This window comes from Paenibacillus sp. FSL L8-0340 (assembly GCF_038593145.1).
Taxonomy (GTDB): Bacteria; Bacillota; Bacilli; order Paenibacillales; family Paenibacillaceae; genus Paenibacillus_AQ.
Map to the genome: position 1 here is coordinate 3,170,538 of NZ_CP151967.1, position 16,985 is coordinate 3,187,522.

General features: G+C 52.0%; 13 protein-coding genes. All 13 read left to right on the forward strand.

The features are described from left to right. Nucleotides 1-8: 8 nt before the first annotated feature. Nucleotides 9-1,604 carry a response regulator gene (locus NST07_RS14160; RefSeq protein ID WP_341092548.1) on the forward strand — a complete coding sequence of 532 codons (1,596 nt, stop codon included), beginning with the start codon at nucleotides 9-11 and terminating at the stop codon, nucleotides 1,602-1,604. A 179-nt stretch (nucleotides 1,605-1,783) separates the two neighbouring features. Continuing rightward, entirely contained in the window at nucleotides 1,784-2,971 is a 1,188-nt protein-coding gene (locus NST07_RS14165) for an MFS transporter (RefSeq protein ID WP_342481757.1), read from the forward strand. 133 nt (nucleotides 2,972-3,104) lie between these two features. Then, nucleotides 3,105-4,169: a fatty acid desaturase gene (locus NST07_RS14170; protein ID WP_342481758.1), complete on the forward strand. Its 1,065-nt coding sequence runs from the start codon at nucleotides 3,105-3,107 to the stop codon at nucleotides 4,167-4,169. A 162-nt stretch (nucleotides 4,170-4,331) separates the two neighbouring features. After that, a complete protein-coding gene (locus NST07_RS14175) occupies nucleotides 4,332-5,468 on the forward strand; it encodes a sensor histidine kinase (protein ID WP_341097651.1) in 1,137 nt (378 codons plus the stop codon). Beyond that, entirely contained in the window at nucleotides 5,468-6,070 is a 603-nt protein-coding gene (locus NST07_RS14180) for a response regulator transcription factor (RefSeq protein WP_341092552.1), read from the forward strand. The genes NST07_RS14175 and NST07_RS14180 overlap by 1 nt, the downstream gene beginning before the upstream one ends. A gap of 251 nt (nucleotides 6,071-6,321) precedes the next feature. Beyond that, nucleotides 6,322-7,761 (forward strand): SWIM zinc finger family protein, encoded by a 1,440-nt coding sequence (locus NST07_RS14185; RefSeq protein WP_341092553.1) that lies wholly within the window; start codon nucleotides 6,322-6,324, stop codon nucleotides 7,759-7,761. A 51-nt stretch (nucleotides 7,762-7,812) separates the two neighbouring features. Further along, nucleotides 7,813-9,651, forward strand: a complete 1,839-nt coding sequence (locus NST07_RS14190; protein ID WP_341092554.1) for a HEAT repeat domain-containing protein — start codon at nucleotides 7,813-7,815, stop codon at nucleotides 9,649-9,651. 23 nt (nucleotides 9,652-9,674) lie between these two features. Next, the gene (locus NST07_RS14195; RefSeq protein ID WP_076111361.1) at nucleotides 9,675-10,778 is read left to right on the forward strand and encodes an AAA family ATPase; all 1,104 of its coding nucleotides are present in this window, start codon (nucleotides 9,675-9,677) and stop codon (nucleotides 10,776-10,778) included. Next, nucleotides 10,775-13,120, forward strand: coding sequence for a DUF5682 family protein (locus NST07_RS14200; RefSeq protein ID WP_341092557.1), 2,346 nt, complete (start codon nucleotides 10,775-10,777; stop codon nucleotides 13,118-13,120). The genes NST07_RS14195 and NST07_RS14200 overlap by 4 nt, the downstream gene beginning before the upstream one ends. Beyond that, the gene (locus tag NST07_RS14205) at nucleotides 13,121-14,332 is read left to right on the forward strand and encodes a VWA domain-containing protein (protein WP_341092558.1); all 1,212 of its coding nucleotides are present in this window, start codon (nucleotides 13,121-13,123) and stop codon (nucleotides 14,330-14,332) included. 351 nt (nucleotides 14,333-14,683) lie between these two features. Next, on the forward strand, nucleotides 14,684-15,769 hold the full coding sequence (gene asd, locus NST07_RS14210) for an aspartate-semialdehyde dehydrogenase (protein ID WP_341092559.1): 1,086 nt from the start codon (nucleotides 14,684-14,686) through the stop codon (nucleotides 15,767-15,769). Between the two features lie 147 nt (nucleotides 15,770-15,916). After that, nucleotides 15,917-16,096 (forward strand): DUF3934 domain-containing protein, encoded by a 180-nt coding sequence (locus NST07_RS14215; protein WP_341097652.1) that lies wholly within the window; start codon nucleotides 15,917-15,919, stop codon nucleotides 16,094-16,096. Nucleotides 16,097-16,192: 96 nt separating this feature from the next. Further along, on the forward strand, nucleotides 16,193-16,888 hold the full coding sequence (locus tag NST07_RS14220) for a pseudouridine synthase (protein ID WP_341092560.1): 696 nt from the start codon (nucleotides 16,193-16,195) through the stop codon (nucleotides 16,886-16,888). Nucleotides 16,889-16,985 lie beyond the last annotated feature (97 nt).

A 16,985-nucleotide genomic window follows, 5' to 3' on the forward strand; every position in this document is an offset into this window, starting at 1 on the left:
TGCCGGAAATGACTGCACGGCAAGAGAAATACAAAGTGCTGCTAGTGGATGATGAGCCGATTATTCTGCGAAGCTTGAAGGTGGCGATTCCCTGGGATGAGCTGGGACTTGAGATTGCGGGAGAGGCCAGGAATGGTGAAGTGGCGTTGCGGATGATTGAAGAGAAAGCCCCGCAGATCATCATCAGTGATATACGAATGCCTGTTATCGATGGTATTGCCCTGATGAAAGAGGTGCTGCCCCGCAGCTCCAAGCTGATCTTTATTTTTATCAGCGGCTATGGGGAGTTCGAATATGCGCGTGATGCGCTGCGGCTCGGGGCATTTGATTATTTGCTGAAGCCGATTGATCATGATGAATTAACTGAGATGCTGACCCGGGCGAAGATGAAACTGGATAAACAGAAGGAGAACGAGCAGTTGATGCTCTCTGTACAAATGCTGTCGACGCTCGCAAGGGAGCGGATGTTTGCAGAGTTCACGCTCGGCAATTCACGGCCTTTGCAGCATTTAAAATGGCTGGAGAACAGCGAGCTGGAGGGCGAATATTTCATGGCTGTCGTCAGGCTTGACGACTATGCGGCCCTTGCTGCAAGATGGAGCGCGGAGGAGAAACATCTCTGGCTGTTCGCAATCCGCAATATCCTTGAAGAGTGGTCAATGGACAATGGCGCGCTTTCTGTGTTCCCGTTCTACAATGGAGAATGGGTGCTGCTCTTTCCGGGAAGGCTCGGGGAAGGCAAAAGAGAGCTTGGCGAGAAGTTGGTTGCTGATATTAAAAGGTACTCCAAGCTGGCCTGCTCGGTAGGGATTAGCCGCAGCACGCAGGGGATCGATCAATTGAGCACCGTATATCCGCTTGCAGCCAAGGCGCTGTTCCAGCGCTTCTATTCCGGTCAGGCAGGCGTGTTTATTGAAGAGGAGACACCGGATATAGGCGGCAGGGACGTAAAGTATCCGAAGGAGCTTGAGGTTTCGCTGATCGAAAGCATCCGCACGCTGAACATGGAGCGGATGCTGGTTCTGTTCGATGAAATGGCCATCTTTATTGAAGCACAGGCGCTTTCCAAGGAGCTGGCCGAACGGATGATCATCGAGATGGTTGTTGTGCTGTACAGGCAATTTGAGAACCTGAACATGCAGCCGGACTGGTCGCTGGAGAGGCTGCTTGGCAAGCTGCACGGCCTGGGAACCCTGACGGCAATGATTAACGTGCTGAAGCAGGAATTCCGTGAGTGGATGCTGGAGAGCAACAAAGTGATGGCCCGTGAAGACGGACGCAGCGTTGTTGAGAAAGCCAAACGTTATATTGAAGACAATTATCATAAAGATCTCAGTATTGAAGAGCTGTCGGAGGTAGCCGGTTTAAGCATTAGCCATTTCTGCACTTTATTTAAGCAAATATCCGGTTACACCTTTCTTGAATTCGTTACCAGCTGCCGGATGGAAAAGGCCAAATATATTTTGCAGAACAGCAATGTGAAGGTCTACCGGGTAGCTCCGCTCGTCGGTTATCAGGACCCCCGTTATTTTACGCAGGTGTTTAAGAAAGCGACCGGCAAGACGCCGACAGAGTACCGCGAGGATTATACGAAGCAGGCATAGTAGCTTGTAGGTGATTTCCGGAAAGTGCACAGATCTCTCTGTGTGCTTTTTTTGCGCCTTTAATAGATAGATTAGATAAACATCTAATTAAATATAGACAAAAATATAAAACGTCTATATATTTATAAACGAGAGCTCTCAGCGTTTATAATTTCATGTTTTTTTTGGAGGGGAACCTAGTGTTAGGTAATAAGGTTGTACGAACAATTATTGCATCCAGAGTGCTGCTTCAGCTTGGAGTATGGGTGCGCAATTTCGCGATACTCTTGTATGTGACGGAGATAACGGGCAATGATCCGTTTTACGTATCGTTGATTTCTGTAGCAGAATTTGCACCTATTTTTTTATTTGCTTTGATCGGTGGTACGTTTGCGGACCGGTGGCTCCCGAAGAAAACGATGATTCTGAGCGACGGGTTATCCGCATTATCGGTGTTTGCAGTGCTTCTTGTAGTCTTAATGGGATCATGGAGAGCCTTGCTGCTGGCTACCTTTGTCTCGGCGGTGCTGTCACAATTCTCTCAGCCTTCCGCAATGAAGCTGTTTAAGCAGCATGTTCCCGAAGAACAGCTACAGGGTGTGATGGCCGTCTTCCAGTCGCTGACCGCTTTTTTTATGGTGATTGGCCCAATGATCGGTGCTTTTATATATGAACACTATGGTATTGAAACTTCACTTGCGATCATGGGAGTCATGTTTATCGGTTCGGCGCTGGTTCTGGGGCTGCTGCCTAAGGATATGCCGGATGAGACAGCCAGTGAGCGTAAGGGGATTGCCACGGAAATAAAAGCAGGCCTGCATTATGTGCGCTCCAGCGCGGTTTTGAGAAATTTGGGAATCTCGTTTGCATTTGCCGGGCTGGGAGCAGGGCTTGTTCAGCCTCTGGGTGTATTTGTGATGATTGAGAATCTGGGTAAGGACAGCAGCTTCCTGCAATGGATGATGGTGGTTAACGGAGCCGCAATGATGCTGGGCGGGACGCTTGTTATAGGAATCGGCAAAAAAGTAAAGCCGCAAATACTGCTGGCAGCAGGGCTGCTCATGAGTGCCGCAGGGACCATCGGTATGGGATCGGCGCATAATGTGTTGCTCGCAATATTGCTTCAAGCGTTGACTGGCTTCTTTTATCCTTGTGTTCATATCGGCATCAACACACTGATTCTGCAAAATACGGAGACTGCCTATATGGGCCGGGTAGGCGGAATTATGGGACCGATGTTTATGGGATTTATGGTCATCGGCATGTCCATGGCCGGATATCTGAAGGGAGTATTCTCGCTGTTCGCTGTTTTCACTGGGAGCGGTGTGCTGTTCTTGATGGGTACGCTGATTTTGCTCCCGCTGCTACGGATTAGAAAGTTAGCTTAATTTGAGGAGGGTATGACATTTGTCATACTCCCTCCTTGATATTTATGACTTACGGGGATGACACTTCCTTCTCTATAATGAAGTTAGATGAATGTGACCGGAACCGGACACATCCGAGGAGGAAACAAACACGATGACTACGAAACAGACGTCCCAGCTTTCCAGTTTGAAAAAAAGCGTGGCTCCCTACGAGAAAACAGACCGCAAAACAAGCGTAAGACAGCTTATTAATACACTTGGACCGCTTGTACTGTTATGGACGGCTGCATATTTCAGCCTGTCTGTCTCCTACTGGCTTACCCTCCTGTTTGCGATTCCGGCAGCGGGGTTTGTGATCCGGACCTTTATTATTTTTCATGACTGCTGCCACGGTTCGTTCTTCAAAAGCCGTAAAGCCAACGATATCATAGGCACGATCACGGGAGTATTAACCCTGGTGCCTTATCGCCAGTGGAAACACAGTCATTCCATCCATCACGCCGGAAGCAGCAATCTTGAGAAAAGAGGCATCGGCGATATCTGGATTATGACAGTTGAAGAATATGAGGCTGCCAAGCCTTTGAAACGTTTATATTACCGGATTTACCGCAACCCGCTGGTGATGTTTGTAGCTGGACCTATCGTCGTTTTCCTGATCCAATACCGTTTTAATGCCAAAGGGGCAAGACGCAAGGAACGGCTGAATACTTACCTGACTAACATTTTGATCGCAGCGCTTTATAGTGGTTTGATTTTGGCCATCGGCTGGCAGGCATTTCTGCTGGTACAGCTGCCGATCGTATTTGTCTCCGGCTTCCTCGGCATCTGGTTATTTTATGTACAGCACCAGTTCGAGGATTCGTATTTTGAGCATGAGGACGAATGGAGTTATGTAAGTGCCGCAGTAGAAGGCAGCTCTTACTACAAACTGCCGAGACTTTTACAGTGGATCACCGGAAATATCGGGTTTCACCATGTCCATCATTTAAGTCCGAAGGTGCCGAATTATAATCTGGAGCTGGCCCATAATGCCACTCCGCCGCTGCAAAAAGCGACAACGATCACAATTGGCAGCAGTTTGAAGGCTCTTCATTTCCGTCTGTGGGACGAAGAGAATAGAAGATTTGTAGGCTTTAAGGAGATCAAAGCAAGACTGCGGGAGCCGAAGCCGGCAGTGGAAGCGTTAAAGGTACGCAAACCCGGACTTCAAGGCGAATAGCGCCATCCATATCTTTAAAATGACACTGTAACAGGAGAGGAAGCCAGAACCGCTGAACGCTGACCGGTGCTGAGCTTTCTCTTTTTTGTTGTGGGTTGCCGGTTACTGCAAAGTTTATGCTAAAATGGAGGTACAATATTGCTGGCAAAAAGGATGGCTAACATGCAGAAGTGGCACCATATATTCCATAAAAGTACAGGTCTGAGCCCTTATGTATGGGTCATTTTTTACATTCTTCCCTTCTATTTTATCTTTCGCTCGTCCTCCGTGGACCGGTGGGTATACGGAATTCTCATGATCATTGTATTTTTTGCCTGTTATGTCCTGGCCTTCAAATCAACGGGCTGGGTGGTCTACTTCTGGACAAGTGTACAGATTATTGTTTCTATAACGATGACCTTGCTGTTCGGGTATATGTATTTTGCGTTGTTTCTGGCTTTTTTTATCGGGAATATCCAGAAGCGGGTCGGATTCTTTACGCTGTATTCAATTCATCTGCTGACCACGATTATCGCCATCAACTATGAACTGATTACACGCAATCCGGTATTCCTCTCCCAGCTCCCCTTTGTGCTTGTCAGTATGATTGCAGTGGTCCTGCTGCCTGCTACAACGTATAACCGCAACAATCAGGATAAGCTGGAGGTCCAGCTGGAGGATGCCCATAAACGGATCTCTGAACTCGTCATCATGGAGGAACGCCAGCGGATCTCCCGTGATCTGCATGATACACTGGGACAAAAGCTGTCGCTCATCGGACTCAAAAGTGATCTGGCCGGCAAGCTGATCAATAAAAATCCGGCGCAGGCTATCGTCGAAATTAACGATGTCCGCCAGACAGCGCGAACAGCGCTCAAAGAAGTCCGTGAGATGATTACACAGATGAGGGGCATCCGGCTAGAAGACGAGCTGGTGCGGATCCGGCAGCTCCTGCAGGCTGCGGAAATCGAGTTCGAGCTGGAAGGCAGTCCCAAGCTGAAGAATACTTCGCTAATTACGGAAAATGTGCTGAGCATGTGTATTAAGGAAGCTGTAACGAATGTGGTAAAGCACAGCGGTGCCACGGTTTGCAAAATTCTCATTGAACCCTCGCGCCTAGATTTGGTTGTTAAGATACAGGATAACGGCAAGGGAATTGAAGGGACTTCTTTATTTTATAAGGGCCATGGAATGCAGGGAATTCAAGAGAGGCTTGAATTTGTAAACGGTTTGTTGGACATTGTGAAGGACGGAGGGACAACAATTGTCATTAAAGTGCCCACAGTCATCCAGCAGACGGAACGGGAGGCGAATCACTGATGATCAAAATTGTAATTGCTGAAGATCAGCGCATGCTGCTTGGCGCCCTGGCTTCATTGCTGGACCTGGAAGAGGATATGAAAGTGGTGGGCCGGGCAGCTAATGGTGAAGAGGCTGTAAAGCTGGTCCAGCAGCTCAAACCGGATATCTGCATCATGGATATCGAAATGCCGGCAATGACCGGACTTGAGGCGGCAGAGGCGTTGAAGCAATCCGGCTGCAAAATCATGATTCTGACCACCTTTGCCCGGGCCGGATATTTCGAGCGCGCCGTTAAATCTGGCGTAAATGCCTATTTGCTGAAAGACAGCCCCAGTGAAGAGCTGGCTCTCTCGATCCGCAGCGTTATGGCTGGCAAACGGATGTATGCGCCGGAGCTTATGGACGAAGCTTACAGCAGCGAAGCCAATCCTCTGACCCAACGGGAGAAGGAAGTCCTGGGGCTGATTGCCGATGGCAAAAATACGAAGGAAATCGCCAGCCAGCTGTACATTACGACCGGTACGGTCCGCAATTATATTTCGGTTATTCTCGACAAGCTCGATGTGGGCAACCGGATTGAAGCGATTACTAGGTTCAAGGAAAAAGGCTGGTTCAAATGAGGATCACTGGGGGACTATCGGAGTCACCCTATTTTTTTGCTCATTTTCCGGGATTTCATCTGCAGAGGTGGGACGATTTTACTATTTTTGCCACGGATGAGGGATTGCCATTGGAACAGCAAACCATTTTTGTTAAGATAAATGCAAACATGTGATCTTATCCGTGTTAGTTGGTTAATAGAGGATATATCCAATTGTTTGCTTGATATCTTTCGATTTATTATGTTATCTCATTTGGGGAGGAAACTGATTTGCCTGAACTGACATCATCGTATGTAGATTCGCTTGCACCCAACGCCGCTGCCATGAAGAATGGCCAGGGGCTGGTGAAGAAGAAAAGCTTCGTGCAGTTGAACCGTTCGGAGAACGGGGAATTGCTGTTCGGGCAGTGCTCGGGAAGTGGCAAAACGCCTTATGAGTGCTCTGCGGACTTCATTGTGCCGGATAAGCCGGTGTTCCGCTGCACCTGCCCCAGCCGGCAGTTCCCCTGCAAACATGCGCTGGGCCTGCTGTATGCCTATGCCGAGGGTCAGCCTTTTACAATAGCTGATGTACCCGAGGACATCTCTGCCAAACGCGAGAAAGCCGAGAAACGTGAAGAGAACAAGGTGAAGCAAGCTGCCGAGGGCGGGGAAGCTAAGCCTAAGAAAGTTAATAAATCTGCGCTGAAGAAAAAGATCAACGCTCAGCTTGAAGGGCTTGATCTGCTGGAGAAGCTGGTCCTGTCGCTTATCCGCAGCGGATTGTCGACCATTGACAGCAAAACGCTGAAGACGATTAAAGAACATGTGAAGCAGCTTGGCAATTATTATTTGTCAGGAGCACAGATTGAGCTGCGCCGGTTCGCGCTGCTGCTGGATGAAGGCCGTGACCGTGAAGAGAGTTATACATATGCGATGGAGCAGTTGACACGGCTTCATGCTTTTATTAAGAAAGGCCGGGCTTATCTGACCGCGAGGAGTGAGGATCCCGAGCTTGCCCTGGATCATGAATCTACTATTGATGAATGGCTTGGACATGCCTGGCAGTTGTCTGAACTGAAGGAATACGGGCTGGTGAAGGAAGAGGTCGAGCTTCTGCAATTAGCTTTCTACAGCTACGATGATCTTGCCCGTCAGGAATATGTCGATCTAGGCTACTGGCTGGAAACGAACAGCGGAGAGATTCACCGGACGGTATATTATCGTCCTTATAAGGCAGCTAAACTGATGCGGGAAGAAGACAGCTTCTTTGAAGTTGGCCGGATCCCCTTGCTCTACAAATACCCCGGGGAGATGAATGCCCGGGTTCGATATGAAGAAATAACAGCGAGACCTGTTACTGAGGCTGATGTGCAGCAGGTCTACAGCAAGGCTCACCGCTCTTACGCGGAGGTGCTCAAGCAAGTAAAGAATCAGCTCAAGAATCCGCTGAGTGATAAATCGCCTGTGATGCTTCTGCATGCAGCAAGTCTTGGGGTAACCGAAAGCGGCCAGTATGTCATCACGGATGAATCCGGCAGCAGACTGGTGCTGGAGGATATCCCGTCGTTGCTTCAGGGGACGGTGGATTTACTGCCGTTTCTGCCAGCTTCCTTACTGACGGACTGTGCCATACTTGTGATGTTCGAGCATCATTTGGATTCAGGACGGCTGACTGCCCAACCGCTGACGATAATCAAGGATGAGGCGGTAACCCGGCTATTGTACTGACCAATCATTGAGATCATAAACATGATTTATATATCTATAGGGGGACAGCCCATGAGTACAGCATTATTGCAAGAGCTTCACCAAGAGGTGAGAAGACTTTATATCGCCGGAAGTGATCTGGCAGCCGGAGATTTCCGGCTGAAGCGTCTGCTTCCGCAGTTTCAGCAACTCGGTGAGCGTGCTCCAGTCTTCAAGAGACTGGGTGAGGGTATAACGGCTCTGATAGAACCCGGCAGTACAGCGGAACCGGTATCCGCTGCAAAGCTGCAGGAGCTGACGCTGCTGCTGGAATCGGTACTCTACACCCAGGGGGTTACGGCACCCGACGGAACTCCGGGTCCCTTGCGGGTGTTTTATTTCCCGGCTGAGACCCGGCTGCCTTACCGCAGGCTGGCCGCTGTGAGACAGGCATTGACCACGACGGGAAGCGGCAGATATGAGATCGTAATCGAAGCTTTTAAGGAAGGCGTATTTCAGGATATCCGCCTGCTTCCGCTGGCTATTGCCGCTTTGAAAGATCCGTATGCGGAGCTTGCCGAGTTTGCGGCGGCAGAGATACTTCCGTCTTACGGCCCGGCTATCGCCGATTATTTGATGGAGCACTTTAATCCGGCCGGCGGCAGAGGCGAGGTCCGCAAGCTGCAGGTGATTGGCAAAGTAGGGGGAGCCGGCGTGCTTGAGCAGATCTACGCAGCCGCAGAGAGCGGCAGCGACGATGTCCGGGTGGCGGCGATCGGATGTCTTGCCGGGCATGAAGCCTATATCCCGGCACTGCTGGAATGGACGGCGGACAAGAAGAAGACCATCCGGGAAGCTGCGTTTGCCGCTTTGGCCGCAGGCGGTTCCCTGCAGGGCGGGGAACGTCTGCTGGAAGCATTTTCGCTGAAGAAGGACCGGGCGCTGGTGGCGGAGGCGCTCTCCAAGTGGCCTTCTGCGGGGGTTGTATACCAGTTGTCGGTTCGATTTATAGAGGAGCTGCGTGAAGCTCCCCGGGATAACGAGGACAAGAAGAAGTCGGAAACATACTGGAATGGGATAGAACCCTATCTAACCGCTCTCCATAGCGAGCGGAATCCGCAGCTCGATGAAGCATACAGCTATGTGATCGGAGAATACACCCGTTTTGTCTCGTTTGGCTGGCTGCCGCTTATCGATCAGGCGGCCTGGTACACAGAAAAGTCGGATTCTGCGGAATCGCTGGAGCTGCTGAAGGGGCTGGCGAAACAAAACATGCGCTATCTGCCGAATGTTTTCCGTGCGGCTCAGCAGCAGTTGAACCCGGAGGAATTGTACAACCAGTTCGGCGGCACGATGATGAACAAGTTGAAATCAATCGTCTCGAAGGAGGCGGTGCAGCGTGACCAGCAGATTCTGGAAACGCTGGAGCGGCAGATTATGAATGTGGAACGGGTGGCTTACGAAACACCTTGGAGTTCTTCCAGAGACAGGCTCCAATACTCAAGAGAGATGATGCCTGCGGAGAGAATTGCCGCAGAGTGGGACCCGCGCTGGCTGGACTGGTTCATTGACCGTGACGCACTGGAGCTGGTATGCGCCTTTGCCCGGCCGGGGCATGAGCGTGCCCGCAGCTACCTCCTGGAGAAGCTCCAGGGGCAGAAGAAACGCAGGATGCAAGAATTTATGACGAATATCTTTATGGGTCTGGAGCGTGCGGATTTGCAAGAGGAGGAACGCCAGGAGCTCCTGATGTCTATGCTGGAGAACGATCGGCTATATAATCCTTATATCTTTGATTATTACGTATTCCAAATGATGCTCCGTTTCCCGGTCAGCTATATCAGCCGTATTGAAGCTATTGTTCCGGTATACAGGTACGAATGCGTACAGCAGCTTGAGTATTTGCTTAACCATTTACGGAGCCAAGAGTAAAGTCATTAGAGGGAGATGAGTATATGTCAACGGGACAAGAGCAGCTTCAGGATTACATGCGGCTGCCTGCGGAGGTATTATATCGTGAGGAGCTGGAAGCGCTGCGCAAGGAGGACAAAGGGAAGATTCCTGCCGGCTGGCAGATGTCTCCCCGGGCGGTGCTGACCTTCATAACTGGCGGCAAGGCCGGGAAAACGATCATTACACCGAAATATATCGGCAACTCAAGGTTGATTGAAATGGCGGTTGCCACCCTGGTCACTGACCGGGCGCTGCTTCTGATCGGTGAGCCGGGAACAGCCAAATCCTGGCTGTCTGAGAATCTGGCGGCGGCGATCTACGGCAACTCTGGGCTTGTTGTACAAGGGACCGCCGGAACCAGTGAAGAGCATGTGCGTTATTCCTGGAATTACGCGATGCTTCTGGCGAACGGTCCTACTCCGGAAGCGCTGGTCAAGAGTCCGATCATGCGCGCCATGGAGGACGGCGGAATCGCCCGCTTCGAGGAAATCTCCCGCTGTGCTTCCGAGGTGCAGGATGCACTGATCTCCATTCTGTCGGAGAAGACGATCTCTGTACCGGAACTGGGCAAGGAGGCGGGGGCCCGCAAGGGCTTCTCCATTATTGCCACAGCCAACACGCGGGACCGCGGAGTCAACGAAATGTCCGCCGCACTCAAACGGCGGTTCAATATTATTGTGCTGCCGGCACCTTCCGATCTTGAGACGGAGCTGGCCATCGTGAAGAAGCGGGTTGCGGAAATTGCTTCTTCGTATGAGCTGCAAGCTTCCGTTCCGGCGGATGAGGCACTGCTGAAGGTGGTTACCATCTTCCGGGAGCTGCGCAGCGGCATGACGTTAGACAAGAAGGAGAAGGTGAAGTCACCGGCTGGGGTTATCTCTACGGCAGAAGCCATTTCTCTGCTGACCAACAGTATGGCGCTGGCAGCAAGCTTCGGTAGCGGAGAGCTGACTGACGATGATCTGGCCGCCGGACTTCAGGGAGCAATTGTCAAAGATGATGACAAGGATAAGCTGGTCTGGAAGGAATACCTGGACAATGTGATGAAGAAAAAAGGAGCAGAGTGGCGCGGCCTGTACCAGGCTTGTAAGGAGATGAACGAGTGATTAAGGCTGCTGAAGCTGGAGTGCATATTTTCGGGGTGCGGCATCTGTCACCGGGCGGCGCAAAGCATCTGCTGGAATACCTGGATCAGCTTCAGCCGACAGCGGTGCTGATCGAAGGGCCTAGCGATGCTTCCGATGAAATCCGCCATCTGACACATAAAGTTACGAAACCCCCGGTGGCGATTTTGGCCTTTACCGATGAGCTGCCGGTGCGTACCGTTCTCTGGCCTTTTGCCGTCTATTCCCCGGAATATCAGGGCATGAAGTGGGCTAAGGAGAATGGAGCGGAGGCGTTATTTATTGACTTGCCTTCTTCGGTAACGCTAGGCTTGCAGGATATGAAGAGACAGCAACGGGGCAACGGGCAGGAAGCTAAGCCCGCTGCTGTTGAAGCCGAAGAACCTTCTGCAGCAGAAATGCAGGACGAAGAATCGCTCTACAGCCGGATTGCCCGGCTGGCAGGCGAGTATGATTATGACATGTACTGGGAGCGGAATTACGAGCATAATGCGAATGCCGGGGCATACCGTGCAGCGGTCCTATCCTTCTCCGCACAAATGCGTGAACTGGCGGAAGAGAAGGAGCTGCAGGAGCAGCCGTCCGAATATGCCTACAATGCGCTGCGTGAGTCTTATATGAGGCGGCAGATCAAGAAGATGATTGCCGCCGGGCATGAGCCGCAGAAGATCGTTGTCATCTGTGGTGCCTACCATGCTTCGGCTCTAGCCGATCTTTCGGAGAGCATGAGTGATGAAGAACTGGCTGCGCTGCCTTCACGCAGTACGAAGCTGACGCTGATGCCTTATTCGTATTACAAGCTGTCCACGATGTCCGGCTATGGCGCGGGGAACGGGGCTCCCCATTATTTCCAAATGATGTGGGAAGCCATGGCAGCCGGGCGGCCGGAGGAGCTGCCGCATCTGTACCTGTCTTCGGTGGCACGCCGTGTGCGCAGCTCCGGCACACACCGCTCAACCGCAGAGGTTATTGAAGCGGTCCGGCTGGCGGAGTCGCTGGCGTCGCTGCACGACGGCAGTGCACCCACGCTGCGGGATCTGCGCGATGCCGCACAGACGCTTCTCGGCCACGGTGAGCTGTCGGTTGTAGCCGAAGCTTTGGCCAGAGTAGACGTTGGCACCGCCATTGGCAGCCTTGCCGAAGGGGTCAGTCAGACTCCGATTCAGGATGATCTGAACAGGCTGCTCAAACGTTATAAACTGGAGAAATACAAATCAACGGTAGCCAGTGAACTGTCGCTCGATCTCAGGGAGAACCGCAGGGTGTCAAGCGTTGAGGCAGCCTATCTGGACCTGCACCGTTCTGTGCTGTTCCACCGTCTCACTCTGCTCGGCATTTCATTTGCCAAGAACCGGCCAAGCGGTCAGGAGGGAGCTACATGGGCTGAGCATTGGGTGATCCAGTGGTCGCCCGAGGTGGAGATACAGGTTGTAGAATCCACCCTGCTGGGAGAGACGGTGGAAGTGGCTGGAGCCTATGTGCTGCGTGAACGGCTGCAGGAATGCCGCTCTATCGCCGAAGCTTCGGTACTCATCCGTATTGCCTGTCAGTGCGGCATGACTGCCCAGATGGAGGAGGCCAGCAGAGTACTGCAGAATCTGGCTGCCCTCAGCCGGGATGTGGTGGGCATCGCAGCGGCCGCCAGCGAGCTGTCGACGATTATCAGCTTTGGTGACATCCGCAAGGTGGATACCGCGCCGCTGGTACCGCTGATGGAGGAGTTGTTCCGGCGCGGCTGCCTGTTCCTGCTGGATGCCAGCGGCTGCAACGACGAAGCGGCCGGCAGCATGCTGACTGCCATCAATGAGCTGAACGGGATTTCACTTGAGCATGGCGAAACGTTGGATGAAGGTTTATGGCTGCAGGAGCTGCAGCAATTAGCGGAGCGGGATGACCGCAATCCGCGGCTGTCCGGCTTCGCCTGCGCCATTCTGATGGAGCGGGCTGCAATTTCTGCGGAGGAAGTTGCAGCGGAAGTATCGCGCAGATTATCTCCGGGGATACCCGCCGATCTTGGAGCCGGCTGGTTTGAAGGGCTCTCCATGCGCAACCGGTACGGACTGCTGTCGCGCATGAGCCTGTGGGAACAGCTGAACAACTATATCAATGCTCTTGCGGATGATGAATTCAAGCGTGCACTCGTCTTTCTGCGCCGGGCATTCAGCACCTTCTCTCCACGGGAGAAGACGATGATTTCCGAGCTGCTGGGCGAGCTGTGGGGTGTGAATGTGGAGCAGGCCGCAGAGATTCTCACCGGGGAGCTGAAGGAGGAAGAGGCCAAAATGCTGGATGAGCTGAATGATTTTGACTTCGGTGACTTTTAGATGACGGCGGAGAACAGGCAGGAGAATACGGTATCCCGCTGGCGGCTGATTCTGGGTCAGGAAGCGGAAGAAGCGTTGTCAGGCTATGGCGAAGGCGGCCGGCTTGCGCTGACAGAAGAGGAATTGATTATGGATGCAGCGCTTGCCGCCATCTATGATGAGACCGGTGCCGGGAGCAGCTCCGGGAATGCCGGCACCGCCAAGGGCAAAGGTGCCGGAACGGGGCGGAGCGCAGTCCACCTCTCGAAATGGCTCGGGGATGTGCGCAATTTTTTCCCGGAAGATGTAGTTTCGATTATTCAGAGCGATGCGATGGAGCGTAAGGGCTGGAAGCAGCTGCTGTTCGAGCCGGAGCTGCTGGCTGCCGTGAAGCCGGATATCAAGCTGATTGGTACCCTTTTATCGCTAAAGGGCAAGATCCCGGAGAAGACCAAAGACACAGCAAGAATGCTGGTTCAGGCGCTGGTCGACGAACTGGTCAAGCTGCTGGAGACGGATATCCGCCGGGCAGTGACAGGGGCTTTGAATAAGCGGCAGCACTCTCCTCTGCCATCGCTCAGCGGGCTGGACTGGAAGCTGACCATACAGCGGAACCTGAAACATTATGACACAGAACGACGGATCATTATCCCCGAGCGGTTTTATTATTTTGACCGGGCGCGCCGCAGCAAAGAGTGGACGGTAATTGTTGACATTGACCAGAGCGGTTCCATGGCCGACTCCATTATCTGGGCTTCGGTCATTGGCTCGATCTTCGCCAGCATCCCGGCGCTTAACACCCGTGTAGTAGCTTTTGATACAGAGGTTGTCGATCTTACTGAACAATGCGCCAATGATCCCGTAGACATGCTATTCGGCATTCAGCTGGGCGGCGGCACGGATATCCATAAATCGGTGAAGTACTGTGAGCAGTTCATTGAAGAGCCTAAGAAGACACTCTTTATCATCGTCTCGGATCTGTATGAGAACGGCAATCAGGCCGGGCTGGTGCGGCGGATGCGCGAGCTGCGCGAGGCGGGAGTCCGGACGATGACCCTGCTGGCTCTGTCGGACGAAGGGAAACCTTCCTATGATGAACGTCTGGCGGCGCAGCTGTCACGGGATGGAACCCCGTGTTTTGCCTGCACACCTGCGCTGCTGCCGGCACTGGTAGAAGGCGCACTGAAGGGGCAGGATTTGGGCGAGCTGGCCAAACGTCTGGGAGCTTCATAATCCTAGAGCAGTTTGGGGGCAACTGTTAGTTGAAACTGAGTCAATATCGGTGTACCGGAAGGTGACGAAACTGTTCAATTTCCCGACTCTTGCCTCCAAGTCTTTTCTTTCATGGAACACAGGACGAGAATATTCCTTATGCAACCGTGGAGGAATTCGTAGATGCCATGAGGAATTCCGTACCAGCGGACTCTTCAGGAGATCGTGAAATTCCTGGATGAATTGGGCTATATTTATTAAAGGAAATACTTACTTTTCATTCACATATTGTGTAAGCTGCGTATATCATTTATAATCGGTTATTAAAAAGCGCCTATCAATAGGAGCTGCTTGAAAGGAAATGAATTTCTTATGTCAAGTAAGTTAAGAGCGGGTATCGTCGGCGGTACTGGTATGGTGGGTCAACGGTTTATTGCACTCCTTGAGAATCACCCCTGGTTTCAGGTGACAGCTATTGCGGCCAGTGCGAATTCAGCAGGCAAAACGTATGAACAATCGGTCAAAGGCAGATGGAAGCTGTCTACACCTATGCCTGAAGCAGTGAAGAGCATCATGGTACAGGATGCTTCCAAGGTAGAGGAAGTGGCTGCGGATGTGGATTTGATCTTCTGCGCCGTGGATATGAAGAAGGAAGAGATCAAGGCGCTGGAAGAAGCTTATGCGCGTACCGGCACGCCGGTAATCTCCAACAACTCCGCCCACCGCTGGACTCCGGATGTTCCAATGGTGGTACCGGAAATCAACCCGGAGCATCTTGAGGTCATTGCACAGCAGCGCAAACGTCTGGGTACGGAAACTGGGTTCATCGCTGTGAAACCGAACTGTTCGATCCAGAGCTACGTGGGGATGCTGCATGCACTGAACGAGTTCAAGCCTTCGAAGGTTGTCGTAACAACTTATCAGGCAATTTCCGGCGCTGGCAAAACGTTTGCCGATTGGCCGGATATGGTGGATAACGTGATTCCGTTCATCGGCGGCGAAGAAGAGAAGAGCGAGCAGGAGCCGCTGCGGATCTGGGGAACCGTTACTGACGGAGGGATTGTCAAGAGCGAACAGCCAGTGATCACTTCACAATGTATCCGTGTGCCTGTTGCTGACGGCCATATGGCTGCAGTATTTGCTTCCTTTGAGCAGAAGCCGTCCAAGGAAGAAATTCTTGAACGCTGGAATAGCTACAAAGGACGTCCGCAGGAACTGGAACTGCCAAGCGCACCCAAACAATTCATCACCTATTTCGAAGAGGAAAACCGTCCTCAGACTCAGCTCGACAGAGATATCGAGAACGGCATGGGTATTTCTGCCGGCAGACTCCGCGAGGATTCGCTGTACGACTATAAATTCGTCGGCCTGTCTCACAACACTGTGAGAGGCGCTGCCGGAGGAGCCGTGCTGATTGCCGAGCTGCTGAAGGCTGAAGGTTATATTCAGCCGAAATAAACCGCCTGAATTACCGAATTTCTTCCGCTGAATAACAACCCGCCGGACTCGTACCGGCGGGTTGTTTGTGTATTTTCCTGACACATTGCCTATAGTAATGGTAAGATAGAGAAATGCAAGGCGAAAACTGAATACTGACGGAGTGATATTGTGGCAAAAAGCAAAGGCGGCGGCACAGGCAGAGGAACAGGCAGTAAGGGCTGGACGCGCTGGAACAAAACGGCAAAGCCGGTGAAACCGAAAGGCGTAGCTCCCGGCAGCCAAGGAAGCAAAGGAAATGCATCTGCCAAGAGCAGCGGGGGAACTCCATCCGGTCGCAGCAAATAACAGAGCGTAGTGCTCATAGATTATGTGAACTGAAGCATCTGATTTTGTACGCTGAAATCAGATGTTTTTCATTTCCGGGACGGAAGCGGGAGCAGTATGAGAATTAATAAGTATATCAGCGAAACGGGGCTTTATTCGCGCAGAGAGACGAACCGGATGATCACCGCCGGGCGGATTTCTGTCAACGGAGAGGTTTGTGAACCGGGTGCCACCGTAGAGCCGGGGGATGTTGTAGCGATTGACGGACAGACCGTAACCCCCAGCAAGGAGAAACCCGTATATCTGGCACTCAATAAGCCTGTTGGGATCACTTGTACCGCTGCGCGGCAGGTGGAGGGCAATATTATAGATTTTGTCGGCTATCCCTCACGGATCTTTGCTGTTGGCCGACTGGACAAATATTCTGAAGGTCTGATCCTGATGACCAATGACGGAGAAATCGTGAATACGATGATGCGTTCGGAGAATGGACATGAGAAGGAATACAGGGTAACTGTGGATAAGCCGGTGAGTGAAACCTTCCTGCAGGACATGTCCTCCGGTGTCGCGATTCTGGGTACGGTGACCAAACCTTGCGTGACCTATGCGGTTAGTGAATATGAGTTCGGAATCATTTTGACCCAAGGGCTGAACCTGCAAATTCGCCGCATGTGCAAAGAGCTGGGCTACAGAGTGCTTAGACTGGAGCGGATACGAATTATGAATATTAGTCTGATCGGACTGGAACGGGGACATTGGAGACATTTGGGCGAGGAAGAGCGGGAGGAGCTTTTTTCCCGGTTGAATAGATAAGCAACAGCTGAATGCAGCCAAAATAATCCGCATCAGAACGCTACTCTCAGCGGGCTGTGCGGATTCTTATATTTATAAGCATTTATACGCTTCACGC